The sequence below is a fragment of the Polynucleobacter sp. HIN5 genome, assembly GCF_030297555.1.
Lineage (GTDB): Bacteria > Pseudomonadota > Gammaproteobacteria > Burkholderiales > Burkholderiaceae > Polynucleobacter.
The window spans coordinates 1,596,044-1,620,331 of the sequence record NZ_AP028136.1 but is presented as its reverse complement, the minus strand read 5'-3'; the positions used below and the strand labels follow the sequence as shown (position 1 = coordinate 1,620,331).

The following is a 24,288-nucleotide window of genomic DNA, read 5'->3' as shown; positions in this document are numbered from 1 at the left end:
TAAAAGACCTAGATCAACGGATGAGCTTGTTTGGATTATCGAGGCGCGTTGATCTGTTTGTCTAGGCGATGATTGCTAGCAGTAAGACTTTCTTGGAAGGATTGCAGAAGTACCGATAGCTCAGCCTCTGATTTTTCTAAATGAACGCATTGGTCATAAAGTAATTGATCTTCACTGAGTAATGCTCCCCCTTTGATTTTATGAATCAAGCTCATTAGTGAGCTACGATCAACCTTCTCTTGAAGCAACTGCAGTGATTCGAGTTGAACTTTATATATCTCCTCCAGAATCAAGTGATTCATTGGTAGAGACGCGTCTGATAGGTTAATCGGTGTTCTGGTGGGACGTTGATGTAAATGTTTTAATAGTGCAGACTCAAGGCACTCTAAGCGGATTGGTTTAATCAGAACGCCATTCATACCTGATTGCATCAGTTTGTCCTGCGAGGTCTGAGCATAAATATCCGCTGTAATACCAATAATCACAATATCGTGATAACCCATCGATCGAATGGTGCGAGCTAAATCCGTACCATGCATTCCAGGCATTGAGTGATCTGTGAGGATCATGTCATAGGAATCCTCATGCAGACATTCGAGCGCTTCGGTAGCATTGGCGCACTGATCAACTTGAATACCAAGAGTTTGCAATTGCAAATAAAGGATATGTCGGCTAGCTGGATGATCCTCAACAATCAGCGCACGACGATTTTTAAGCAAAGGGTGGCCTGATAAATTCTGGGAGCGTTGCACGTTTTCAATCGGGTGACAGGTTCTAGAAAACGCCACGACAAAATGAATACTCGTTCCCAAATTGGGTGCGCTCTCTATGATCAATTGGCTCTGCATTAATCCAATGAGATGATTGGTAATGCTCAGTCCAAGCCCAGTGCCCGAGCCAGACTCGCTGTTCGTTGACAGGTGGGAACGAGCTTGCTCAAAGGGCATCTGTACCCGCTCAATGTCCTCTTTCGTCATTCCAATGCCTTGGTCAATCACCCGAAACTCCAACAATTGGCCTGCATGGTCATTGGCCAATATCCGAACTTCAAAAAATACGAGGCCGTGCTCGGTAAATTTAATCGCATTACTCAGGAGATTGTGAAGAATTTGACGAATACGCAAGGGATCAAGCAGTAATACATCGGCAATATTCGGATCAATAAAGCTCGCTAGATGAAGCCCTTTATTCTTGGCATATCCAAAGAAAGTTTGATTAATTTCAGAAAGAATTTGCTTTAAATCGACTGGCTCATGCTCAACGGTAAATTTACCCGCTTCAATTTTTGCCATGTCGAGTACTTGATTGAGCATTCCTAATAACGAAGCCGCCGACACGTGGGCACTTTGCAATAACTCGCGTTGATGCTGATTTAATGAACTATTTTTTAGTAACAGTTCCTGAGCACCAATGACCGCATTCATCGGTGTACGAATTTCATGGCTAACCGTTGCCAAAAATGCAGATTTAGCATCACTGGCATCTTTTGCTTCTTGAGCAATGCTTAATAGGTCGGATTCTGTTCGGAATTGCCTCTTACGTTGCCAAATATGGTGGCCAACCAGAAATGCAATGAATGCAAAAGAGCTAGCAATACCAAACCAGAGCCAGTTTGATCGATACCCCGATCGATTGGATGTTAAGGATGGCATCGCTAATAGTTCACCCATGAAAAAAGGATCCGCTTCATGTAGTGATTTTTGAACAATTGAGTTTAGGATGCGATCTTGCTCTGCAATCAGCCAGCGATAAGCAAATGGTTGGTGGCCTAAAGGCCGAATTTGTATTTTTTGAAGATTGAGTTGTTCGCTAAGATGCATCGCCATGCGTAGTGGCATCACTGCAAAGTGCGCCTCCCCAGCCAATAACTGTTGAGCGATCAATTCTGGTGAATTGATAAGGCGCGCTTCTTTTATTGGCTCCGAGAAGTCATAGCCACGATCAAAAAAGATGGTCTTTTCAATCCTGGGGTTCGTTGAGGATGTGATGTTAGATTGCATTGCTATCATCACATCGTGTCCCCAAAAAATTGGTTCTGTAAGTCGGCCAAGAACTGCTGATTCTAGTTGCCGATTGGGATCAATCACAAGGCTTACTTCGCCATTACGAATTTGATGAATGCCAGCCTCATCAGAGCTGCGCCACTTTGGTGAAAATTCGAGGCCTGAACAATCTTTTAACTTTGATAGTAGTTTGGGATAAATGCCGCCATCCCAGTAGGGGCGATACTTCTCATGAATGCTAAATTGAACGATTGGATGGGCTTTGATCCATTCTTGTTCTGCTTGGGTAAATTGGGGAAAGCCTCCTTGGGCGTGAGCGCATTGGAAGCAAAGCGCGATGCTTAGACCGAATAGCCACCCTAACAAAGAATGCATCGCGCTTCGCCCCAATCTTAGCCTTCAATAATGTGGTTATTACGGCAAAACAGAACTAGATCAGCGATATTGGAAATCCCTAACTTATCAAATAAACGATGCTTGTAAGTTGCAACCGTTTTGCTGCTGATATTGAGGTGGTCCGATATTTCTGCATTGGATTTTCCTTTACCCAGGTATTTCATGACTTGTAATTCTCGGTCAGAAATAGACGCCATCTTTTCGCTATCGGATAGGGCTGCATGGCCATTGCGTCCTGTTGAAAAGAAGGTGTAACCTTGTGAAACGGCAACGCAAGCTGCCAAAATAATATTGGCGCTAGCTGTTTTGTTCACAAAGCCATGGGCACCTAAAGAGCGTACTCGTCCTCCATACACTTGCTCGTCGAGGCTCGATAGGATTAGGATCCGAATGTTGGGGTAAGAGATTCCAATTTTTCGGATGACATCAAAGCCATCGGTTTTGGGCATATCCAAATCAAGAATCACAATGTCGGGTTGGACATTTTTTAAAACACTGAGGCACTCTTCGCCGCTTTGGGCTTGGGCCACCACTTCAAACGGCACTTGGTTTAACAGCATGGATTTCAGTGCCATCAACATGGCGGGATGATCATCAATCAACATCACTTTATTACGCATTACAGGTCTCCTTGTGGTTAAAGTTATTTTGATGTTTGAATAGAAAAAAGTGCCTTACCAATTCGACTATCTTGAATATGAATAATTTGATGCCGATTTACGGGTGAGAGCATGAGGCTGCCATAGCAATAATCGATACCGAGTTGATAAGCAAGTTCGTTATCACGGACAAAAGTTACGTTACTGAAATAGGTTTTGCAAGACCACTTCTTAAATAAGTGGATTTGGTCAATCAGTTGCGCGCCAGTCGACGAGTTCGTCTCGCGGATGTGCGACACATCAAAATGAACAGCCTCAAACTGAAATTGGCTAATTAATTTGATGGTATTGGGATTTCCATCAAACTGAAGAGCATGAAATAACACTCCCAAGCGCCTTAGCTTTGTGATGGCCGAAATTAATTCGTTATCGATCTCTTGATGATGTGTAAAGCCGATATTAATCAGGCCAATGGGTAGCCTTGAATTTAAGATCAGATCGCATAGTCCATCAACACATGATGCAATCTTTAGATCAGATACATTGATTGGAAGAATGAGAGGGATGATGCGATTGCTGCATTGCCAGTAATGAATAGCATCAATTCCTTCCATGCAGAGGCGCAATACCTCGGATGATCTGGCTGTTAATAGGGGCCGAAATAAAACCCCCTTAAGGGCGCTTCCCGAGCGATTGAAGATTGGTTCAAAATCAATCCCCCGATATGTGAATTCATCAACGGAGTTTCTTGGGAGACGATCAGTAAATTGTTCTTGATCTCTCGGGCTTTCCCAATATGGCTGTTCAATGTCACGCAATTCACGGAAGGGCTTGTTCTTCCATGCCATCACCAAGTTATAAAGCCGTGATTTAGGGCTCATGCTTTTCTCCAATTGAATATCAACGAGTCTATGCATGCCAACTGTTTTAAGTAAGGGCATAAAGATGATTTATGTGTAAGAAATTTCCTACGGCTGCCCGACGATGGTATGCATCATCCAAAACCCATTTTGGGGTTGAGCGGGCAGGCTCTTGAAAACAGCGAATGAAGACCTATATAATCAGCACTCACTACACGAGAGTGCTAATAGCGATTATAAATTATTTCATTTAATTGAAAATATTTATATAAATCAAACATTTAGCGCAATGTGCAGAGATAATGAGGCAGTATATTTTATTAGTTAATACTTACTAACATAGGAGAGGGAATGAATTTACGTCCTTTACACGATCGCGTGATTATTAAGCGCTTAGATCAAGAAACAAAAACCGCCTCTGGAATCGTGATTCCAGATAACGCAGCAGAAAAGCCTGATCAGGGCGAGGTATTGGCCGTTGGCCCCGGCAAGCGGGATGACAGTGGCAAATTAAATGCCCCCGATGTCAAAGTTGGCGATCGCGTTCTATTTGGAAAGTATGCGGGTCAAACCGTAAAAGTTGATGGCGACGAGCTTCTTGTCATGCGTGAAGAAGACATCATGGCCGTTGTTCAGAAGTAATTAGGCAACTAGAAAGGAATTTAATCATGGCAGCAAAAGATGTAGTGTTTGGCGATAACGCCCGCGTCAAGATGGTTGAGGGTGTCAACATCCTCGCAAATGCAGTCAAAGTAACCCTTGGACCCAAGGGTCGTAATGTGGTGATCGAGCGCTCATTTGGCGGCCCAACCATCACCAAAGACGGCGTTTCAGTGGCTAAAGAAATCGAGCTCAAAGACAAGCTCCAGAACATGGGCGCTCAGATGGTTAAGGAAGTTGCTTCCAAGACCGCTGATATCGCAGGTGACGGTACAACAACTGCAACCGTATTGGCTCAGTCGATCGTACGTGAAGGTATGAAGTATGTAGTTGCTGGCCATAATCCAATGGATCTCAAGCGGGGTATCGATAAAGCCGTAACCGCCGCGATTGAAGAGCTCAAAAAAATCAGCAAGCCTTGCACTACCACCAAAGAAATTGCACAAGTTGGTTCGATTTCAGCCAATAGCGACGAGAGCATTGGTAAGCGTATCGCTGAAGCGATGGAAAAGGTTGGCAAAGAGGGTGTGATTACCGTTGAAGATGGTAAGTCTCTTGAAGACGAGTTAGAAGTAGTAGAGGGTATGCAGTTTGACCGCGGCTACTTGTCCCCATACTTTATTAATCAGCCTGAGAAGCAAACCGCTGTACTAGAGAGCCCTTATATTCTCTTGTTTGATAAGAAGATCAGCAATATCCGTGATCTTTTGCCAGTTCTCGAGCAAGTTGCTAAGTCAGGTCGTCCATTGATGATTGTTGCTGAAGATGTTGAAGGCGAAGCCTTGGCAACCTTAGTAGTGAACAACATTCGTGGCATCTTAAAGACCTGTGCCGTGAAGGCTCCTGGTTTTGGTGATCGTCGCAAAGCCATGTTGGAAGATATTGCAATCTTGACCGGTGGCCAAGTGATTGCTGAGGAAGTTGGTCTGACCCTCGAGAAGACCACTCTTGAGCATCTTGGACAAGCCAAGCGTGTTGAGATTGGCAAAGAGAACACCACCATCATTGATGGTGCAGGGGATGCGAAATCGATCGAAGCCCGCGTTAAAAATATTCGCGTTCAGATCGATGAGGCTACCAGCGACTATGACCGTGAGAAATTACAAGAGCGTGTTGCTAAGTTGGCTGGTGGTGTTGCTGTGATCCGCGTCGGTGCCGCAACTGAAGTAGAAATGAAAGAGAAGAAAGCGCGTGTTGATGATGCATTGCATGCAACTCGTGCTGCCGTTGAAGAGGGGATTGTTCCTGGCGGCGGCGTAGCACTGATTCGTGCGAAGCAGGGCATTGCTGGTCTCAAGGGCGACAATCCCGATCAAAATGCTGGTATCAGCATCGTGTTGCGTGCGATGGAAGAGCCACTGCGTATCATCGTTTCCAATGCGGGTGACGAAGCTAGCGTAGTGGTGAATTCAGTTGCAGCCGGTAAAGGTAATCATGGTTACAACGCTGCCACGGGCGAGTATGGTGACTTAGTTGCTCAAGGTGTGATTGACCCAACCAAGGTAACTAAAACCGCGTTAGTAAACGCTGCATCGGTTGCTGCACTATTGCTAACCACTGACTGCGCAATTGCAGAGTCTCCAAAAGAGGAAGCAGCTGGCGGCGGTATGCCAGGCGGTATGGGTGGTATGGGCGGTATGGGTGGTATGGATGGAATGATGTAATTCAGATTTCGGTCCAAAACAAAGGGCAGCCAAGGCTGCCCTTTTTAATCTGAGGAGCAGTTAACTCATGATTCCAATTTGCCAGGGCACGAATTCATGGTCACCTAATCCTAGTTTCTCGCTCTTTGTTTTTTCGCCAGAGGCAATCTTAAGGAATAGCTGGAAAATTTGTTGCCCCATTTCTTGTACCGAAATATTGCCATCTAAAATTTCGCCACAATTGATATCCATATCCTCTTCCAGACGGTTGAACATAGGTGAGTTAGTCGCCAACTTGATGCAAGGCGCTGGCTTGGATCCAAACATAGAACCTCTTCCAGTTGTAAAGGCAATTAGATTTGCCCCGCCAGCTATTTGACCTGTTGCTGAAACGGGATCAAAACCTGGTGTATCCATAAAAACAAAACCTTTGGTAATGACGGGCTCAGCATATTTATAAACGTTCATTAACGGGCCCGTTCCACCTTTCATAGAAGATCCAAGAGATTTTTCAAAAATATTAGCTAACCCACCAATTTGGTTGCCTGGACTGACATTGCCATTAATTTGGACATCTCGATTAACTGAGTACTCATCTTTCCACCAACGAATACGTTCAATTAGTTTTTCACCAACTTCTTTTGATACTGCTCTACGTGTTAACGTATGCTCAACCCCATATATTTCGGGTGTTTCTGAAAGAATTCCAGTGCCTCCATGTCTAACTAAAATATCAACTGCAGCGCCCAAAGCAGGATTTGCAGTAATGGACGAGAATCCATCAGAGCCGCCACACTGCAAGCCAACACATAAATGACTTGCTGAAACGGCTGATCGTGTAGATAAATTCGCTACCGGAAGTAGATCTTTGACCGCTGAGATTCCTGCCTCAATCGTTTTTCGAGTCCCGCCAGTCTCTTGCATGATGAGCGTATGTAAACGCGAGTTTGGATTTAGACCTTCTTGCTCCAAGAGACCTTTTAGTTGATTGCGTTCACAGCCTAGACCAATGATTAGAGCTGCCGCAAGGTTTGGATGTCGCGCATAACCAGCCATGGTTCTTCTCAACAGTTGCATTGGTTCGCCAGTCATTTCCATGCCGCATCCAATGGAGTGAGAAAACGCAACCACACCATCTACATTTGGATATTCGGCCAGCTTCTCCGGGGTGAAGTACTCTGCAATCTTTTTAACAACTGTAGCCGAGCAATTTACTGTAGAGAGGATGCCAATGTAATTTCGGGTACCAACTTTTCCATCTTCTCGGACGATTCCTTTAAAAGTTGCTCTTTCTCCATCTGGAATAAAGTCAACCGGCTTGTATGCACTTGCATGAGCATAGTCTCTATCAAACTCTTTAAACTCAGTATTATGTGAGTGCACCATTGAACCAGCCTCGATATCCGAAGCTGCGAACCCGACAATTACGTTGTATTTAAGAATAGGTTCGCCCTTAGATATCTTACGAGCCGCAATTTTATAACCCGCAGGTACTTGACTGCGAATAGTAAATTGTTCATCAGGAACGCTCATGCCAATTGAGGCATCAATTCTCGCAACAACGACGTTGTCACTTGGGTGAAGTCGAATAACGGGCCCAATCACCCTTTTATTTGAGAGTTCAATCATGGTGCAATCCTAATAATCTCTAAATTAATCAGCTGTAGCACCAGACTTCTTAACAATCGGCGCCCATTTGGCAATTTCAGATTTTATGTAATCGCCTAGTTGATCTGGTGTACTAGTAATAACGTCAAATCCTTTTGAGTTAAGTTGAGACTTAATTTCAGGATTGTTTAATACCGAAATCAAACTTGAATTTAACTTATTGACGATATCTTTCGGAGTGCCAGCAGGGGCTACCATGGCATAAACAAGTTCAACTTCAAATTTAGGAAGCGTTTCCGAAATTGCTGGAATTTCAGGAGCATTTGATGACCGCTTCAAGCTGGTAACGCCGATCGCTGTAAGTTTTCCGCTTTTTACATAAGGTAAAGCGGCTGGAGTCCCCACCATTGCCGTCTGGATTTGGCCACCCAGAACATCTGTAAGGGCTGGCGCTGCACCTTTATAAGGGACATGTACTAGGTTAATGCCAGCTTGAACATTAAATAATTCACCCCCTAAATGTAAAGGTGTTCCAGTACCAGAGGATCCAAAGTTAACCTTACCTGGATTTGCCTTTGCATAAGAAATTAACTCGGTAACATTTTTAGCTGGCACACTAGGATTTGCTACTAACATCAGTGATGATGAAGCAACTAACGATATCGGTGCAAAATCTTTAATAGTATTGTAATTAAGTTTTTTGTAGAGAGATTCATTAATTGCCTGAGTGCCAACCATCATCAAAAATAATGTGTAGCCATCTGCTTTTGACTTTGCTACAAAGTCTGCAGCCAGATTGGTTCCTGCTCCTGGTTTGTTATCAATAATGATTGGCTGACCAAGCGATTCTCCCAATTTTTGACTAAAGCCTCTTGCTAAAACATCCGATGGTCCTCCTGCAGCAAAAGGAATAATTAATTTAATAGGTTGATTTGGATAAGTTTGAGCTTGTGAAATAGGTGATAAAAACACCCCAATCGCAGATAATGCAAGAATAAATTTACGCATAACATCTCCTTTTTTTATGATTTAATAAATATACTGATGAAAATTGTTCAAGCACAGATATACCCCTTATCAATTCCGTTGATTGACCCTATCAAAATGTCTGGGGAGACAATTAACGAAGCAAAAACAGTAGTCTTGCGTCTTATCGACGACAGTGGCTTTATCGGCTGGGGGGAGGCTTCAGTCGCGCCTCTTATGACAGGCGAAACTTTGGACAGCTTATTGGGTAATCTTCGATATTTACTGTTAAGAGTGCGAGATTTAGACTGGAAGAACCCGTGCGAGTTCAACGAATTATTTAATCGCGTTTTGTATGGAAACTCATCAGTTAAATCGTGCTTACAAATGGCACTACTGGATTTACATACAAAACATAAAGAAATACCTTTATGGAAATATCTTCGGGAATTATTTGATAAGCCTAGTTTAGAAAATCCCCCCATGCTACCGATTCTTCGGATGATAGGAGGGAGTCCAGAAAAAGAGCTTGCAGATGCCGCAATCCTTCGAAAAGAAGGGTATCGACATTGGAAAATTAAGGTCGGGCTTCTTCCCATAGAAAGTGATATTGACCGGGTTGAGGCATTGTGCTCAGTATTGCAGGGCGATGTTGTCTCGGTCGACGCTAATGGCGCTATGAATTTAGATAATGCAGTTAGATTCTGTACATCTGATAAAACTAAATTGCTTGCATTTGCTGAACAGCTGATTTCAGCTAAATCTTCAGTATGTGAATTTCGAGAGCTAAAAAAACAATCCAAGATACCGATTGGGCTAGATGAGTCAATCCATGGTGTTAATGAAATCGAGCGATTTATTGAGCTAAAAAGCTTTGATGGAGCAAGCTTAAAGCTAATTAAGACGGGCGGACTAATTGAGAGCATGGAATGTGCACAATTATTAGAAAAAAATGGGTTAAAAGTTAATCTAGCCTGCAAAGTGGCTGAAACATCAATAAGCGCTGCGGCAACTGCCGCTCTCGGCTTTGCTATGGGAAATATTCCTTGGGGCTTTAGCATGTCAAATCAATATCTCAGGTTTGATGTGTGCGAACAACCATTGAAGGCCAATCAAGGATTTCTTAATATTGAGCAATTAATTCCACTGGGAATAGGGATTGCTCCTGAGGACGAGATATTAGGCGCTTCCTTAGTCAAGGGGTATTCAATCATTTCATGTTGAGGACGTCAAATGCAGCTTTAAGCCTCTTCCCATAAGAGTCTGTAACTTCCTGAATCTCTTCCTTGGTCCATTTCTTAAAACCTTCCCCCGCTTTCATTCCCGTTTTCCCTTCATCCATTAATTTTTGTAACTTTTTCGAAAGGGTGCTGGTATTTGTTAATGACGGGTAAATTTCTTTTGCAGCATTTGCCATCCCATCCCACCCTGAAATTTCTTTTTGTGTCATTGGACCAACAGCAGCGTATCGAAATCCAAAACTAAACCGCACTGCATCATCAATATCAGCCGGGCTTGCAATCCCAGTTTCTACTAAAAAGAGGGCTTCACGCATTAATGCGTGTTGTATGCGATTAGCTAAAAATCCAGGGATATCTTTTTTAACTAGAACCGGTCTTTTTTCAATGCTACGGTATAACTCCATTATCTGATGCGCGAATTTCTCATCTGATTTTTCTCCGAGCACAATCTCAACCAGAGGAACAATTTCTGCAGGCATGAAGTAGTGGGCTCCAAGCATTCTGTTTGCTGTAGTAAGCCCAGCACTGATTTTGGTAATTGGAAATCCAGAGCTATTACTGCCGATTGGAATGTCAATCGGCACTATTTGATCAAGTTTTCTAAACAATTCTTGCTTGAGGATTAGGTTTTCAGATATCGTTTCAATGATCCATTGGGCCTCATCCCAGTTATCCCAGTTTTCGAAATTGTGAGCAATCTGAAGCTTTTTAATTTCATCAAATTGTTTATTGGCGTATTCCCGGCAAAAACCAAGTTTTTTAGCAAGCTCCATCGACTTATTTAGGCAGAATTCGGCCTTTTCTTTGCTTCTGCCAAGAATAACAATCGGAATGCCTTGCGAGATAAACCCCGCCGCGATTCCAGAGGCCATTGTGCCGGTACCAATTACAACTACAGACTTCATTTAAATTCCTCTTATACGTACAAGTTATAAATCTTTCTTATATATGACCTACCTTTATCATTAGCTTATCATTAATTATGATTAAATATGGCATATAAGGTGAATCTTATAATTTAAACTTGTACGTATAACTATGACTAGGAGTAATTAAATGTCGATGCACAACCCATTTCAGCCTGTAGAAAAGATAAAAACCGAAGTATTTATGTCGATGCCGGCAAAATTTCGCAAGAAATCTCGCACTAGCTGGTCTGATCCAAATCGACAAAATTCTGAAGTTGAATGTTTTCTTGAAGGGCCATCCTTTGATCGAGAAGGAAATTTATGGTTTGTGGATATTCCATTTGGCAGAATTTTTAGAATTACCCCTAAGGGAGATTGGGAGCTAATTACGCAATATGATGGATGGCCCAATGGTTTGAAGTTTCATAAAGATGGTCGTGCATTCATATGCGACTATAAAAAAGGCCTTCTGGTTATGGATCCCAAAACCGGTCAGTTGGAAACGGTCTTAGGCTCAATGTTTAGTGAGGCATTCAAAGGTTTAAATGATTTACATTTTGCTGCTAATGGCGATTTGTACTTTACCGATCAAGGGCAAACGGGGATTGCTGACCCCTCTGGAAGGGTATTTCGATTACGTGCAAATGGGCAACTAGATCGATTAGTACTTAATATTCCTAGCCCAAACGGGATTACTCTAAATACACAAGAAAAACATGTATTTGTTGCCGCCACGCGATCGCAGCAAATTTGGCGCTTACCATTAATGGCAGACGGTTCCATTTCAAAAACTGGAGTAGCTGTTCAGTTAACGGGAGGTGTTGCTGGGCCGGATGGAATCGAGATGGACTCTGAAAATGGATTACTTGTTTGTCATCTGGGTATTGGAATATGGCGCTTTGATAGCAATATGTTGCCAACACACCTAATCTATTCCGAAAATCCCCATCACCACCATTTGGCAAACCTTTGTTTTGGCGGTGAGGACGGTAAAGATTTATATATTACTGAGTCTCTATCCGGTGATATTTTGAAAGCTAGATTGCCTATTGCAGGAAAAAAATTATTTGGCCTAAGCTAATTTGAAAAGTCGCACGCCTTTATACCAATCTTTGGCAGCTTTGTTATCCCAGCGAATCCGCGAGGGTATTTGGCCTGTTGGCTCAAACTTACCCTCCGAAACTGTCTTATGTAGGACTTTTAATGCGAGTCGACATACTTTGCGTCATGCACTGCAAACGATAGAGTCAAGCGGGTTAATCCTCAGGCGTCAGGGTGCGCCAACTCAAGTGATTTCTAGAAATATTCCTAGAAAATTTACACAAAGCTTTAATTCTCCTGTTGATATATTGCGATACCCTAGTGATACATATCGCACGAATTTGGTTGAGGAATTCATTGAGCTTGATCAATTCCAAAGTAAGCTTGTGGGAGCTCCAATAGGCTCATCCTGGTATCACATTGGCGGAGTTAGAAAGCAAAAGGGATCTAATCAGATTATCGCTTGGACTGATATTTACATTCTTCCACAATTTGCATCGTTAACAAGCGATCCAGATCACTCACATTCCATGGTTTTTGAGCAGATTGAAAATAAATATGGAACCAAAATAGATCGAGCCGAGGTAGACGTATATGCAACCAGCGTTACAGCCGATAAAGCAAAGCACTTAAAAATTAAGGCAAGGGACCCATGTCTAGTCATTGTTCGTCGATATTACAACGCTGATGATGAATTATTTGAGTCAACCATTACTCACCATCCTCAAAATTTGTATACCTACAGTATGGTATTCAAAGGCGGTCGAAATGGAGAGAGTGCATGACCAGTATTTTAATTTCCGTATCTCAGGCAGAATTATTTATTAAAAAAAATTTCGTTGCTGTTGGGATGCCTGAGGTAGACGCTGAGTTGGTTGCCAAACTCATGATCCAGTCTGATTTGGCTGGCGCAGATGGGCATGGAATTTTTCGATTGCCTTCATATATAAAGCGAATAAAAGCTGGTGGAATTAATTTGCATCCAAAAATTCGCTTTGATAGAGAGCATGGCGCAACTGGTTTGTTAAATGGTGATAATGCCATGGGGCATTTAGTAATGGCAAAAGCAGTTGAAAAGGCGATTGAAAAAGCAAAAGAATATGGTGTTTGTTGGATCGGAAGTCATCATGGTAATCATTCGGGCGCAGCATCTGTTTATGTTCGCATGTTGGCTGAAGTAGGGTTGGTTGGAATTTATATGGCAGTTGGAAATGCCAACCACATGGCTCCTTGGGGAGGTATAGATTTATTACTTTCTACAAATCCAATTGCCATTGCAGTGCCGGCAAACCCTATTGTTTTACTAGATATCGCCACAACAGTTGCGGCATACGGTAAGGTTAAGTTAGCAGCACAAAAAGGAGAATTGCTTCCAGATGGCTGGATGATTGATAAGGGTGGAAATTCATTAACCAATCCGGCAGATGCTGAAAATGGATCGCTTTTACCAATTGGTGGTCATAAGGGTTATGGGCTAGCTTTAATGATTAGCCTTCTCGCAGGATCACTTAATGGAGCGGCTGTTGGAAAAGACACTATTAATTTCAATGTACATCATGATTTGGTTACAAATACTGGACAGGCCTTAATAGCTCTTGATCCAAGCGTATTTGGCAATCGGGAGGAATTTATTCAGCGTGTATCAACTGTAGTTAAGGATATTAAGAGTTCAAACAAATTACCTGGAGTTAATGAAATTCGAATTCCAGGTGAGGGGGCTAGTCAATTAATGAAAAAAAGAATGGAGCACGGAGTTCCAATCTCTAAAGAATTATTACTCGCATTAAATGTTTGTGCAGCAGAGGTGGGTGTTTCACCAATAAATAATGGTAATTAATAAGTAGTTTATAAGCTAAGGAGACTAAAAGTGAATTGGATTAGATTAGGTCGTATACAAAATATTGTTGGATTAATTTCAATGTTGGTGATTGGGCAAGCCATCGCGGCCTATCCAGATAAGCCAATCAAGATGATGATTGGATTCGCGCCTGGTAGTGCTACCGATATTGTTGGCAGAATTATTGCGAATGATTTAAGTAACGCACTCAAGCAACCAGTTGTTGTTGAAAATCGTGGCGGGGCGGCGGGAACAATTGCTGCTGATGTGGTTGCAAAAAGTGCGCCTGACGGATATACAATCTTATTTGCGCAAAATGGTTTAGCTATCAATGTTGCAGCAAATCCAAAATTACCCTTTAATGGGCAGAAGGATTTAGTTCCAGTGGTGGGTGTGGCGGCCACTCCCCATATTCTCATTGTTAACAATAGTTCTAAGGCAAAAAGTGTCGCCGACTTGATTGATTTGCTTAAGGCCAATCCTGGAAAAATGAGTTTTGCGTCCTCCGGCATGGGAAATTCAGATCATATGGCTGGAGAATTATTTTTATCAAGCACTGGCTTACGTGCAATCCATGTGCCCTATAAGGGAGGATCTCCAGCAGTAACAGATCTAATTGGGGGTCAAATTGATTTCTATTTTGCAGGGATGCCCGTGGGGTTACCTCTTTATAAGGGTGACAAAGTCAGGGCGCTTGCTGTAACAAGTAAGAATCGATTTTCTGGTGCTCCCGAGCTACCGACATTGCAAGAAGCAGGGGTAAAGGGCTATGAAATGACCTTATGGCAAGGCGTGTTCGTACCTGCAGGTACCCCAAAGGAGGTCATATCAACTCTTAACTCTACTATTTTGAAAATGTTAGAAACACCGGAGGTGAAAGAGCGATTTATCAAGGCCGGAGTTCAGATTGCCCCTATGAATACTCAACAATTCACTGAGCTATATAACTTTGATATTTCACGTTGGAAAGCTGTGATTGAAAAAGCAAAAATTCAATTAAATTAGTTTTTATCTTCCAATAAAAAAACGGGGCATATGCCCCGTTTTTAATAAGTAATAATGATCAATCCACCGCCTTGACCATATCCTCAACCACCTTCTTAGCATCACCAAAGACCATCATGGTTTTGTCCATGTAGAAGAGTTCGTTGTCTTTTTATAAGGCTTCTAGGGCGATTTATAGGTTTTCGTCAATTCCCTTAGATTGTTTATCAAGTCTATATTTAACCACTAATTTGGATTTAATTGGACAAGAAATGGACAGAAAATGGACAGAACTCCTGTCCTATCTCGCCTGATAGGGGGGGTAGGGTAAGATGTTGAAATCTTATTTATGGATACCGCTTCCCCTTACAAAAACTGCTTTAGAAAAGTCTACTTGCTTTTGAGCAAAATCCCTTTCCGGAAAAAGTTATAAATCCCAGATTGTCAGCGGGTGTGTAAATATCAAAAGAGCCATTAAATCTATTTAGTGATCCAGAAATAATTTTGTCCCCGTAGTAAGACCTTGTATTTGGGTTGGGGAACTTTAATAATCCCGAAAAGTTAATCCCACTATCGGATATCTTTGTTGGAGGATACACAGCATCAATTTGTCCAAGACCGGATATCTGAATTCGATTGTCTTGTAGTACTGTAACATTTACATTAAATGTTTTTGTTCCTTCAAAGCCAAAAAGAGGAATAACTCTACTCTCAAGTGAAGTTAATTCAACAATGCAATTAAGCGTTGTCTGGGCGCCTAAATTAGTGCTTAGAAAAAACAGTGCAAAGGTAAGTAAATTAATTAAGGACTTCAACTCTTTGCCACCCTTTTGCCAGTCTCGGAGTATTTGGTTACTTAAATATTAATATAAAGACAACCAATCCTAATACAGCATAAAAACCAGCAAAGATCTTGACATTCTTAATTAGCTCTTTCTTCTCAACTTTCTTGTATTTCCACAGATAGTAAGTATGAATAATCGGGGCGAGAAGAATGACAGTAAACTCAATAAGTAGCTCGATCTTTACTCCCGTCATCTTTGATGTACATCGCTTTTACTTATTTGTATTACTTTTGGGGCATGAAACTCTAAGCTCTTTACGATTAAAACCTCCAACTTCGGAAATAGTTCTATAGCCATTAGGACATATTTCATTAGCTTTTTGATAACAAATATTCCAACCAGTTGCAGCTCCACAGCCAATTAAAAACTCGCTTTCGCCATCAACCCTTTTAATTTCTTGAGAGGTTGTACAACCAACTAATAGAAATAGCAATGACAACAGTAAATATAATTTCTTCATTTCTTAGGCATCCTCCCGCCAGCCTTTAAACATTCATCCAAAGTCTTGTAAGGTGTGAAATTCTTTGTTTGATCATAGTATGTCGTATTTGGGGCATGACAAATGCCAGAATTACTCATTTTTACGGGTTTCCCCTGAGCAAATAACCCTGTAGATATAAGGATAGTAGCGAAAAAGGCTATAGCTTTAGATTTCATAAGTATTAGGCTAACATAAGAAAAAAAGGAAGTATTAAATGAGCTTAGCAACGCTAATGTATTTCTGCGGAATAGTTTCTTTAATCCTTGCACCGTTTACAGGAATTACTGTTGTGACTGCAGCAGCCTTTTTTGTCATTGGCTGGATTTTTGATCAAATTAGATAATTGATAATTAAATGAACTTCCTTAAACAAATCTTTTCAAATGATTCAAAAAAAAGTGTCGAGCAGAAATCAATTGAAAGAATGCAAGCCATAGCGAAGCAACTCAGAAAAAGAAAGGGTGGTGCAGTTTCATTATGTTATGAGTTTGTTGACTTGTGTAAGCAAAGCGCATCTTATGCAGAATTAGGAATATTAATTGAGTCTGAAATAGAAATTAAAAAGTTAGATGTTTTGGTTGCAGCGATTGTCTCTTTGAATATTTATAAAGATATCGAAGATGAACAAAAAGAATTAGTTTATGAAATGGCAAAGTTTTCTTACATCAAGGCGTCTTTAATACTTGACGATGATGAAATGAAAGAGGTCTTATTGGCGCCAGCAGATCAATTTCATAATTACAAAGAAGAAAGATTTAAAAAAGCTGAAGAAGCATGGAATCATTTACAAAATTCCGAGGAATTTCTCAGGCTATTTAGGTATTAGTAAATGGACATGGAATGAAATTAATTAAAGATGTTTTTGATGATTACCTAGTAACCTATAACTTAAATAATAGGGTTGCAAAGAATATAAATTCGTCCTCACAACTTGCTCTAAAAGTAGGTATTCCAAGTTTTTTTGAGTCGATAGTACGATCTTCGCAATTTCCAGTTGACCGATATAAGTTTCAAGGCTCATATGGCAATACTGGAATGACCCATACACCTTGGGTTGCTACTTTTGACACCAGAATCACAACATCAGCTCAAAATGGTTTTGATATTGTTCTCCTTTTTGCGAAAGACATGCAAAGTTGTGTACTTTCTTTGAATCAGGGTTACAAGGCGTTTACAGAGGAATTTAAAAAACATAGTCTCGCTCTTAAAAAGATTAAAGAGACTGCTGAAAAGGCAAGAGCATATTTAGAGCCAATTGCGGGGGCAACATATGGACCAATTGATCTAAAAGCAGAAACAGCAAATTCAAAGGGATATGAGTTGGGAGCAATAGCTAGTTTCGTTTATCCAGCATCCTCTTTACCAACTGAAGAGAAATTCGCAGAGGACTATAAAAAACTTCTTAATGCCTATCAAGAATTATTTAATTTGGCAGGACCAAACTTGATGTCGCTTCAGGCGTTGACTGATTCAGAATTTCAAAAAGAGCTAGAAGAAGAGCTGATAACTGAAGAAGAGACCAATCAGGAAGAGAGTATGGGACCGGAGAAAAAGCCATCTCCATTGCCATCGGTTGTAGGGGTCAAATACAAAAGAGATATTAAAAAGTCAAAAAAAGCTCTAAAGAACTCGAATTTTAATTGTGAGTACAACATTTCACACCAAAGTTTCATTTCTGGATTAACAGGGAAGATGTATGTAGAGGCTCATCATCTTATCCCAATGTCTGAGCAAGGAAAGTATGAAAATAGTTTGGATATTGTTGCCAATATCGTTGCCCTGTGTCCCAACTGTCATCGTCTAGTTCATCATGGAACTTTTAACGAAAAGTCTAAATTAATTGAAGTTGTTTATTCTATGAGACATGATTTATTAATTAAAAAGGGTATTGATATTTCCCTTAGTGACTTACTAAAAATATACAAAGTAACGGTTGAAGAAACTGATTAGAAAATAGCAATTCGACATGAACATAGCAGATGATGCTGAGGTATTAACTCCTTAAATATGCCTATGTTTTTAGCCTGATTTTTATCGACAATTCATCACATTTGTCTCTTGCTGTAAAAACTTAGTTTTGCAACTACTATAAAGACAACATCAATCTTATAGTTTTATGTAGCCTTTATAGGCTAAGTTATCTAAGTAGTAATTATTCTTATTATTTATACATTGAATAAAACTATAAAGACAACATAGTTGATGTTTATGTCGTCTTTATAGTTAATACTAAGTTATATCTCTATGTATATGTCTATATAGGAATGATTTCTATATAAATTATTACTACTTAGTTAAAAGCATCTTCATAGACTATATAGTCTATATAGGGGAGGGTAGCTTTAATTTACATTAGGGTGCTTTGTCGTCACATACATCGGTAATTGTCGAAATTAAACACAATTCGACATGAACATACCTTTGCATACTTACCCCTTAATTAGTCGTTTTTAGGTGTGTTTTTTGCCTGACTTTCTAAAGAAATTCCGGGGAAAAGACTCATCCCCAGATTTCCCTATTTGCTTTTCCTAAGTTTTGAAAAAAGAGGAGCAATATTCTTGTGATGAAGTGCATTCTCTTTTGCGCTGTTTCGCTCAAGATTACAAATCCGATTATCAGATTTAATCCCATTAATATGATTCACTTGATTACGGGCATTTCCATACCTATCAGAATCTGATGGTTCGAGCCAAGTGTCGGCAATTAAAATGTGACTCCAACATGAGATTAATTTCCCGTTAACTGTAAGCGTAGTTTTCATATAACCTGACTTTTGCTTACACTGTTTTAGCTTCTTAAATATTCGTCTCTTGGATGAATATATTTCGCCATGAGGATCGCAATAATAGCCTTGATATATTGGATGCTCCATCACTAGTATGTCGGAGCCATCAAAGCATATTAGTTTGGAATTAATGCGAGTATTTAGCTCCTTAATTTGCGCTCTCATTGTTGACTCCCGATACCGGATTCGCTATTTCTTCTATTGATCGCAGTTCTAACAGACTGGAAGTTCAGCTGCAATCTGTCGCCAATCTTTCTCCAAGACATGCCTTGAGATTTCAATTGAATTGCTTCATCAACTAATTCATCAGAAATCTTCTTGGGTTTGGATGGTCTTGATTCGCATGTCCAATCAGGATTCTTTTTTAAGTTATTCAGACTGTTTTGGTGGATTTTCCTCGGTCTATTGTCTTTTCCTCTACCTTTTCTAGGCTCTAAGAATTCCAAAAGTTCTTTGTTTGAGAATCTAATTGGGCGATCATGGGATTTGATTGCCCCGGAGCTAAGGCTGTCAGAGCTGTTTTCAGCATTTCGTATGAAATTAGCTTTAAATGGATTCTTGTAATTGCTCTGAATTCCAATTGCGTCAAAGTATTGAACATCATCGATTATTTCAACAATATTCTTAATTCGAGGTTTACTAAGGTCGATAAGATGTAAAAATGCGAAAGAGGGTGATGGCTTACAGATGTATAGATAAGGATGATTATTAGTCATTTGGATTCCTAGGTCGTAATGGGTTCACAAAGAAAACTATGAACGGCCTACGCTAGGAATCTGTAGTCAGGTCATTACCCTGATGTGTTCGCCTATGTTGGTTGCCCTTAAGGGCATTGCATAACCTCAACCTGTAGCAGCAGGTGTGTGCCAGTTTCTAGCACATTAATAATTTATTAGGCATCTTCAACTTTGTCAAGTTATTCATGCAATGAGTTATCTTTTTACAACAGTAGACAAAGCGGTAGTTAGTATTTTGAACGAGCTTATATGACTAATTTAGCTATTAGAAGATTTCAATTAAGCCAATAGCTTTTAAGATATTTACTAATCTATCTTCTTGATGGCGAATACCCCGTCCTATTGCCGCTGTTGTCAAAGAAGTTCGTTACCCCGCTGGGAGAGGTAGTCTCATATCCGATTCGGTTTCCTCGATTGTCATAAATCCCATTGTTCGAGTTGAAATTCAACGGGGAATTATCAAAGTTCAATGGAGAGTTCTTGAAATTCAACGGAGAATTATCGAAATTCAACGGTGAGTTATTGAAATTAAGTGGTGAATCATTGAAATTCGATGATGGATATCCCTGTGCTAATAGGTTGGCTGATCCGAGAATAAGAAAGCTGAGCAGAATTGAACGCATGCTGCACTCCTAAAGTATGTTGATTAATCTTCTGATTTCCTAAGGTTGTTATAGACAATAAAGCGTATCAAATCATCCGTTACTTTTTGGAGTTTCCTAAGGTAATCAAGCGTTTCGTTGATGTTTGAATATTTGCCGATTGATATATCCATTCCCGAGTTTCTAGACCCGAACATAGTTCCCATATCAACCCAGAAGTCACCGCTTTTGCGAACTCTTGCGTCTAAAGTCACATAGGCTTGAATATCAGGGAAAAACGCTGATTCTTTAAGGGAAGCCGTTATTGGGTCTAAAGGCTCAGGCTTGGGGAATGAATAGCAACCATTTGATTTATCTGGATTTATTGCAAACTGACTGGGTATATCGGACATATGAACCTCCTGTTAGGTTCACCTATAGCAAATTTAAATATGGAAAGTCAATAGCCTCAGTCTTTAAGTATGATGAATTTAAAGATTAAGTAATAACAAAATATGGACACAGAAAACAAGATGAGGTTAATTACCCAATCTGGAAGTTCTTTTTTGCGCTGGCTTGAGTATTGATGTGTATGACCGTGTTCTTTTGTGGCCTTTTCTTTCTCAAATTCATAATTCTCATACTTTTTTGGTTCGAAATAGTTTTCATCTTTTTTGATTGAGCTACCTAAAATTGAGTAAGCCTCATTAATTTCTTTCATTAATTCCGTATATTTGGCTTTTAATTCAGGAGATGCCTTGTCGGGATGATATTTCTGAGCCAAAGCCTTATATGCAGCACGAATTACGACCTCATCAGCTTCTTTACTAACTCCTAAAATTGAGTAATAGTCCTTCATAGGTCTTTTGTACAGTAAAAATCCCTGTGTAACAGATTTAGAACAGCAATGTCAATACTTTATTTCCTGCCCCGACTGTTCCTTAACTCAAATTCAACTGCCTCTTTAAACTGCTTGCTTAGCCTCTCTTTATCTTTGATGCGTTGCACTACTTCACGACCAGTAATCACTGATTGGTCACTTAGCAGCTCAGTCAAGGTCTTTTTAGGAATCTTGGTTTTCTTCTGCAACTCCCTCATACATCCTCGCACCACCACCAGTCCTTTTCGTCTCTTACATACTCAATTTCGGAGTCAAGTAGAGTTTTCTTTGATTCTCTGGATTGGAGTTGATCTAAATGCTTTTGATCATCCTTTAGCTTATGTTTAACAGGGCGATAAAGAGGTCTTCCAAGAATTTCAACATCACTCATAGAGCTTAATGATCCTTGTCGTTTGATCCACGGCTGCCAAAAATGATGATCAGTAATGTAGCTATTCCGACGCCTGAGAATATGAGTCCAAGCGTTACGTTAGTAATTTCCATGAATTTATCCTTTACTTAGTTATTGTTGATGGTCTAGATTAGCACTGTTGAGGGCGATTAGCTAAGCTACCGCCTTCTACGCTTCTTCCATGTATAGGTTTCACCATTTGGAAACTTGCCGTCTAGAATGCCATCTGCACCAAATTTCCCGACAGCCTCCATTCCATCAAACTCAATTCTGACAAATTCACCCAATTCTTTCGCCCAAGACATGGCTTGATCGAGGGTTTCAAACTTGTGGATTTCTGAGTTATGCTTTACGGTAATCATTTCATTTAGGCAATCTTATCTAACTTTCTTGCAATATCCTCAGCTCTTGGATGGTAATAGCGTTTAAGCATCGCAAGGCTTCGATGACCCGTTACTGAAGACAGCTCAATTAAGTTAGGTAGTTTCTCGGCAAGACTGGTTATTGCCATATGGCGTAAGTCGTGAAAATGAAAGTCATTAATATTTGCTTTAGTTCTTGCTCTTTCAATCGCTGCTGAGAGGGTGCAGTTAGTAATTTGAAAGACTTTCCCATTAATATTTCTTGGGAGATCTTTTAATATTTCAACTGCTTCGGAAGACAGCGGGACAGTTCTGCTATCACCATTCTTTGTTATAGGGACATATGCAGTTTTCTTATTGAGGTCAATATCAGTCCATTTCAAAGCCAATAGTTCCCCACGCCTCATCGCAGTAGCAAGGGCTAATTTAACTATTGGGAGAATCCAGTGATTTGCATTTTTAACTCTCGGTTTCAGGGCTTCATATAGCCTGCTTAGCTCTTCATTCGTTAGGATGCGACTTCTTCCCTTGGTGCTGGGCGGCTTTTTTACTAGCGGGATAGGATTATTAATATTGATGCCCCATTCCCTTCTGGCGTGATTAATGATGGAAGAGAAGTAACTCAGCTCCCGAATAACCGTACCATTACAGACTATCTTTAGTCGTTCATCTCGATATTCCGCTACTTTCATCGGCGTTAGATTTGCCATCGATTGTTTGGCAATTGGATGCCTTGCCAGAGCTTTTAGGCGATATGTATCCTCTCGCATGCTGCGAGTTTTGAGAGTTACCTCTTGGATGTATCGTTCGATGACTTCGCTAAACAGGGTACGCTCAGCCAAAACTAAATTGGTATAGCAACCCTTATCCATTTCGGATTCGAGCTGCCTTGCCCATTTTTCTGCATCTTGTTTATTTGAGAAGGACTTAGCGACTGCTTGTTGTCCTTTGCGGGTGATTCGGGCTTGCCATTTACCGTTACGGTTACGAATCGATGCCATTTTTCCTCTCCAGTTGGACAGGAATTGGACAAGCCCTTTTAAATCTCCCTTACAGCCTTATAACTATTGGTCTAGCTGTCTTAATCCACCGCTTTGACCATGTCCTCCACGACCTTCTTGGCATCACCAAAGACCATCATGGTTTTGTCCATATAGAAGAGTTCGTTGTCGAGGCCGGCGTAGCCAGCTGCCATCGAGCGCTTGTTGACGATGATGGTTTTGGCTTTGAACGCTTCCAAAATGGGCATACCGAAGATCGGGCTACCGGGCGTGCGTGCTGCGGGATTTACTACGTCATTGGCACCCAAAACGAGAACCACGTCAGCTTGTCCAAAGTCGCTGTTAATGTCTTCCATCTCAAAAACTTGATCGTAAGGAACTTCGGCCTCGGCTAATAGTACGTTCATGTGGCCTGGCATACGACCGGCAACAGGGTGGATCGCGTACTTAACCGTTACACCATGATGAATTAACTTCTCGGTGAGCTCTTTAAGCGCATGTTGCGCACGCGCTACCGCCAGACCATACCCTGGAACAATGATCACCGTATCGGCATTGGTCATCAAGAATGCAGCATCCTCTGCGGAACCCGTTTTGTAGTTCTTGGGGCCACCATCATCACCCCCAGCAGCGGCTTCAGCACCAAAACCGCCGAGTAAAACAGCAGTAATTGAGCGATTCATGGCCTTACACATGATGTAAGACAGAATTGCACCGGAGGAGCCAACGCAAGCACCCGCAATGATTAACACAGGGTTGTTGAGGGTAAAGCCAATACCAGCTGCCGCCCAACCAGAATAGCTGTTGAGCATGGATACCACCACCGGCATATCGGCGCCACCAATCGGAATAATCAAGGTGATACCGAGTACCAGAGCAATTGCACACATGATCAAGAATGCAGCGTGACTATCGGTGAGGAAGTATGCAACGCCAGCAGCGACCATCAAGATCGCCATGATCAAGTTGAGCAAATGCTGCCCTGAAAAGCTCACTGGTTTACCGCTGACCTTGCCGGAGAGTTTTCCAAATGCAATGATGGACGCTGTAAAGGTAATTGCTCCAATGAATGCACCAATAAACAACTCAATTTTTTGAGCACCACTATGGGTTTGGGCAGGATTAAAGACTGCAGCAATCGCAATCAATACCGCTGATAAACCTACAAAGGAGTGCATTAAAGCGACAAGCTCAGGCATCTTGGTCATTTGCACGCGTTGTGCTGCAATCGAGCCAATGATGGCGCCCGCGATGATTGCTCCCCCAATTAACCAATAAACCGGCTTAAAGCTTGGAATTAAGAAGGTGGTAACAACCGCAAGTGCCATCCCAACCATTCCATAGACATTGCCTTGACGCGAGGTGGTTGGGGACGAGAGTCCTTTGAGTGCCAAAATAAATAGCACGGACGAAATAAGATAAGAAATGGCTGTGAAGTTTGACATGATGTGCTCTCTTA

The 24,288-nt window shown here is 41.1% G+C and carries 25 protein-coding genes; 10 read left to right on the top strand and 15 right to left on the bottom strand.

Features of this window, described 5'->3' with window-relative positions:
* Positions 1 to 35 precede the first annotated feature (35 nt).
* From QUE61_RS08120 to QUE61_RS08110, 3 genes are read right to left on the bottom strand one after another with little or no spacing between them, the layout of a single operon-like run.
* Positions 36 to 2,378: a response regulator gene (locus QUE61_RS08120; RefSeq protein ID WP_286306730.1), complete on the bottom strand. Its 2,343-nt coding sequence runs from the start codon at positions 2,376 to 2,378 to the stop codon at positions 36 to 38.
* 17 nt (positions 2,379 to 2,395) lie between these two features.
* A complete protein-coding gene (locus QUE61_RS08115) occupies positions 2,396 to 3,019 on the bottom strand; it encodes a response regulator transcription factor (protein WP_108509008.1) in 624 nt (207 codons plus the stop codon).
* Positions 3,020 to 3,042: 23 nt separating this feature from the next.
* Complete coding sequence (locus tag QUE61_RS08110) at positions 3,043 to 3,879, bottom strand: diguanylate phosphodiesterase (protein WP_286306729.1); 837 nt, start codon at positions 3,877 to 3,879, stop codon at positions 3,043 to 3,045.
* Positions 3,880 to 4,209: 330 nt separating this feature from the next.
* Between QUE61_RS08110 and groES the strand changes: the two genes are divergently transcribed.
* A complete protein-coding gene (gene groES, locus QUE61_RS08105) occupies positions 4,210 to 4,500 on the top strand; it encodes a co-chaperone GroES (RefSeq protein ID WP_108509006.1) in 291 nt (96 codons plus the stop codon).
* 26 nt (positions 4,501 to 4,526) lie between these two features.
* Positions 4,527 to 6,182, top strand: a complete 1,656-nt coding sequence (gene groL / locus QUE61_RS08100; protein WP_286306728.1) for a chaperonin GroEL — start codon at positions 4,527 to 4,529, stop codon at positions 6,180 to 6,182.
* Positions 6,183 to 6,242: 60 nt separating this feature from the next.
* Here groL and QUE61_RS08095 read toward each other — a convergent pair whose 3' ends face one another.
* On the bottom strand, positions 6,243 to 7,790 hold the full coding sequence (locus QUE61_RS08095; RefSeq protein ID WP_286306727.1) for a UxaA family hydrolase: 1,548 nt from the start codon (positions 7,788 to 7,790) through the stop codon (positions 6,243 to 6,245).
* 24 nt (positions 7,791 to 7,814) lie between these two features.
* A complete protein-coding gene (locus QUE61_RS08090; RefSeq protein ID WP_286306726.1) occupies positions 7,815 to 8,777 on the bottom strand; it encodes a Bug family tripartite tricarboxylate transporter substrate binding protein in 963 nt (320 codons plus the stop codon).
* 36 nt (positions 8,778 to 8,813) lie between these two features.
* Between QUE61_RS08090 and QUE61_RS08085 the strand changes: the two genes are divergently transcribed.
* Positions 8,814 to 9,959: a mandelate racemase/muconate lactonizing enzyme family protein gene (locus tag QUE61_RS08085; protein WP_286306725.1), complete on the top strand. Its 1,146-nt coding sequence runs from the start codon at positions 8,814 to 8,816 to the stop codon at positions 9,957 to 9,959.
* On the opposite strand, the gene QUE61_RS08080 is transcribed toward QUE61_RS08085, so the two are convergent.
* Positions 9,946 to 10,881, bottom strand: a complete 936-nt coding sequence (locus QUE61_RS08080) for a 3-hydroxyacyl-CoA dehydrogenase NAD-binding domain-containing protein (RefSeq protein ID WP_286306724.1) — start codon at positions 10,879 to 10,881, stop codon at positions 9,946 to 9,948. The two genes, QUE61_RS08085 and QUE61_RS08080, sit on opposite strands and share 14 nt — an antisense overlap.
* Before the next feature lie 157 nt (positions 10,882 to 11,038).
* On the opposite strand from QUE61_RS08080, the gene QUE61_RS08075 reads away from it, so the two are divergent.
* From QUE61_RS08075 to QUE61_RS08060, 4 genes are all read left to right on the top strand, one after another.
* Positions 11,039 to 11,965 carry an SMP-30/gluconolactonase/LRE family protein gene (locus tag QUE61_RS08075; protein ID WP_286306723.1) on the top strand — a complete coding sequence of 309 codons (927 nt, stop codon included), beginning with the start codon at positions 11,039 to 11,041 and terminating at the stop codon, positions 11,963 to 11,965.
* Position 11,966: 1 nt separating this feature from the next.
* Entirely contained in the window at positions 11,967 to 12,710 is a 744-nt protein-coding gene (locus tag QUE61_RS08070; RefSeq protein ID WP_353506489.1) for a GntR family transcriptional regulator, read from the top strand.
* Complete coding sequence (locus tag QUE61_RS08065) at positions 12,707 to 13,762, top strand: Ldh family oxidoreductase (RefSeq protein ID WP_286306722.1); 1,056 nt, start codon at positions 12,707 to 12,709, stop codon at positions 13,760 to 13,762. Before QUE61_RS08070 ends, QUE61_RS08065 begins: the two co-directional genes overlap by 4 nt.
* 81 nt (positions 13,763 to 13,843) lie before the next feature.
* Complete coding sequence (locus QUE61_RS08060; RefSeq protein WP_286306721.1) at positions 13,844 to 14,767, top strand: Bug family tripartite tricarboxylate transporter substrate binding protein; 924 nt, start codon at positions 13,844 to 13,846, stop codon at positions 14,765 to 14,767.
* Between the two features lie 359 nt (positions 14,768 to 15,126).
* Here QUE61_RS08060 and QUE61_RS08055 read toward each other — a convergent pair whose 3' ends face one another.
* From QUE61_RS08055 to QUE61_RS08045, 3 genes are read right to left on the bottom strand one after another with little or no spacing between them, the layout of a single operon-like run.
* On the bottom strand, positions 15,127 to 15,561 hold the full coding sequence (locus QUE61_RS08055) for a hypothetical protein (RefSeq protein WP_286306720.1): 435 nt from the start codon (positions 15,559 to 15,561) through the stop codon (positions 15,127 to 15,129).
* 37 nt (positions 15,562 to 15,598) lie between these two features.
* Complete coding sequence (locus QUE61_RS08050; RefSeq protein ID WP_286306719.1) at positions 15,599 to 15,784, bottom strand: hypothetical protein; 186 nt, start codon at positions 15,782 to 15,784, stop codon at positions 15,599 to 15,601.
* A gap of 18 nt (positions 15,785 to 15,802) precedes the next feature.
* Positions 15,803 to 16,051 (bottom strand): hypothetical protein, encoded by a 249-nt coding sequence (locus tag QUE61_RS08045; protein ID WP_286306718.1) that lies wholly within the window; start codon positions 16,049 to 16,051, stop codon positions 15,803 to 15,805.
* Between the two features lie 235 nt (positions 16,052 to 16,286).
* Between QUE61_RS08045 and QUE61_RS08040 the strand changes: the two genes are divergently transcribed.
* From QUE61_RS08040 to QUE61_RS08030, 3 genes are read left to right on the top strand one after another with little or no spacing between them, the layout of a single operon-like run.
* Positions 16,287 to 16,415, top strand: a complete 129-nt coding sequence (locus tag QUE61_RS08040) for a hypothetical protein (protein WP_286306717.1) — start codon at positions 16,287 to 16,289, stop codon at positions 16,413 to 16,415.
* Between the two features lie 11 nt (positions 16,416 to 16,426).
* The gene (locus QUE61_RS08035) at positions 16,427 to 16,897 is read left to right on the top strand and encodes a hypothetical protein (protein ID WP_286306716.1); all 471 of its coding nucleotides are present in this window, start codon (positions 16,427 to 16,429) and stop codon (positions 16,895 to 16,897) included.
* A gap of 14 nt (positions 16,898 to 16,911) precedes the next feature.
* Positions 16,912 to 18,021 carry an MrcB family domain-containing protein gene (locus tag QUE61_RS08030; protein ID WP_286306715.1) on the top strand — a complete coding sequence of 370 codons (1,110 nt, stop codon included), beginning with the start codon at positions 16,912 to 16,914 and terminating at the stop codon, positions 18,019 to 18,021.
* A gap of 996 nt (positions 18,022 to 19,017) precedes the next feature.
* On the opposite strand, the gene QUE61_RS08025 is transcribed toward QUE61_RS08030, so the two are convergent.
* The 6 genes from QUE61_RS08025 to QUE61_RS08000 form a co-directional block, all read right to left on the bottom strand.
* Complete coding sequence (locus QUE61_RS08025) at positions 19,018 to 19,572, bottom strand: hypothetical protein (RefSeq protein WP_286306714.1); 555 nt, start codon at positions 19,570 to 19,572, stop codon at positions 19,018 to 19,020.
* A 667-nt stretch (positions 19,573 to 20,239) separates the two neighbouring features.
* Positions 20,240 to 20,587, bottom strand: a complete 348-nt coding sequence (locus QUE61_RS08020) for a hypothetical protein (RefSeq protein WP_286306713.1) — start codon at positions 20,585 to 20,587, stop codon at positions 20,240 to 20,242.
* Positions 20,588 to 20,643: 56 nt separating this feature from the next.
* On the bottom strand, positions 20,644 to 21,033 hold the full coding sequence (locus QUE61_RS08015) for a J domain-containing protein (RefSeq protein WP_286306712.1): 390 nt from the start codon (positions 21,031 to 21,033) through the stop codon (positions 20,644 to 20,646).
* 591 nt (positions 21,034 to 21,624) lie between these two features.
* Positions 21,625 to 21,828 carry a hypothetical protein gene (locus QUE61_RS08010; protein ID WP_286306710.1) on the bottom strand — a complete coding sequence of 68 codons (204 nt, stop codon included), beginning with the start codon at positions 21,826 to 21,828 and terminating at the stop codon, positions 21,625 to 21,627.
* A 5-nt stretch (positions 21,829 to 21,833) separates the two neighbouring features.
* Positions 21,834 to 22,829 carry a tyrosine-type recombinase/integrase gene (locus QUE61_RS08005; RefSeq protein WP_286306709.1) on the bottom strand — a complete coding sequence of 332 codons (996 nt, stop codon included), beginning with the start codon at positions 22,827 to 22,829 and terminating at the stop codon, positions 21,834 to 21,836.
* A gap of 80 nt (positions 22,830 to 22,909) precedes the next feature.
* Entirely contained in the window at positions 22,910 to 24,274 is a 1,365-nt protein-coding gene (locus QUE61_RS08000; protein WP_286306708.1) for an NAD(P)(+) transhydrogenase (Re/Si-specific) subunit beta, read from the bottom strand.
* Between the last annotated feature and the right edge of the window lie 14 nt (positions 24,275 to 24,288).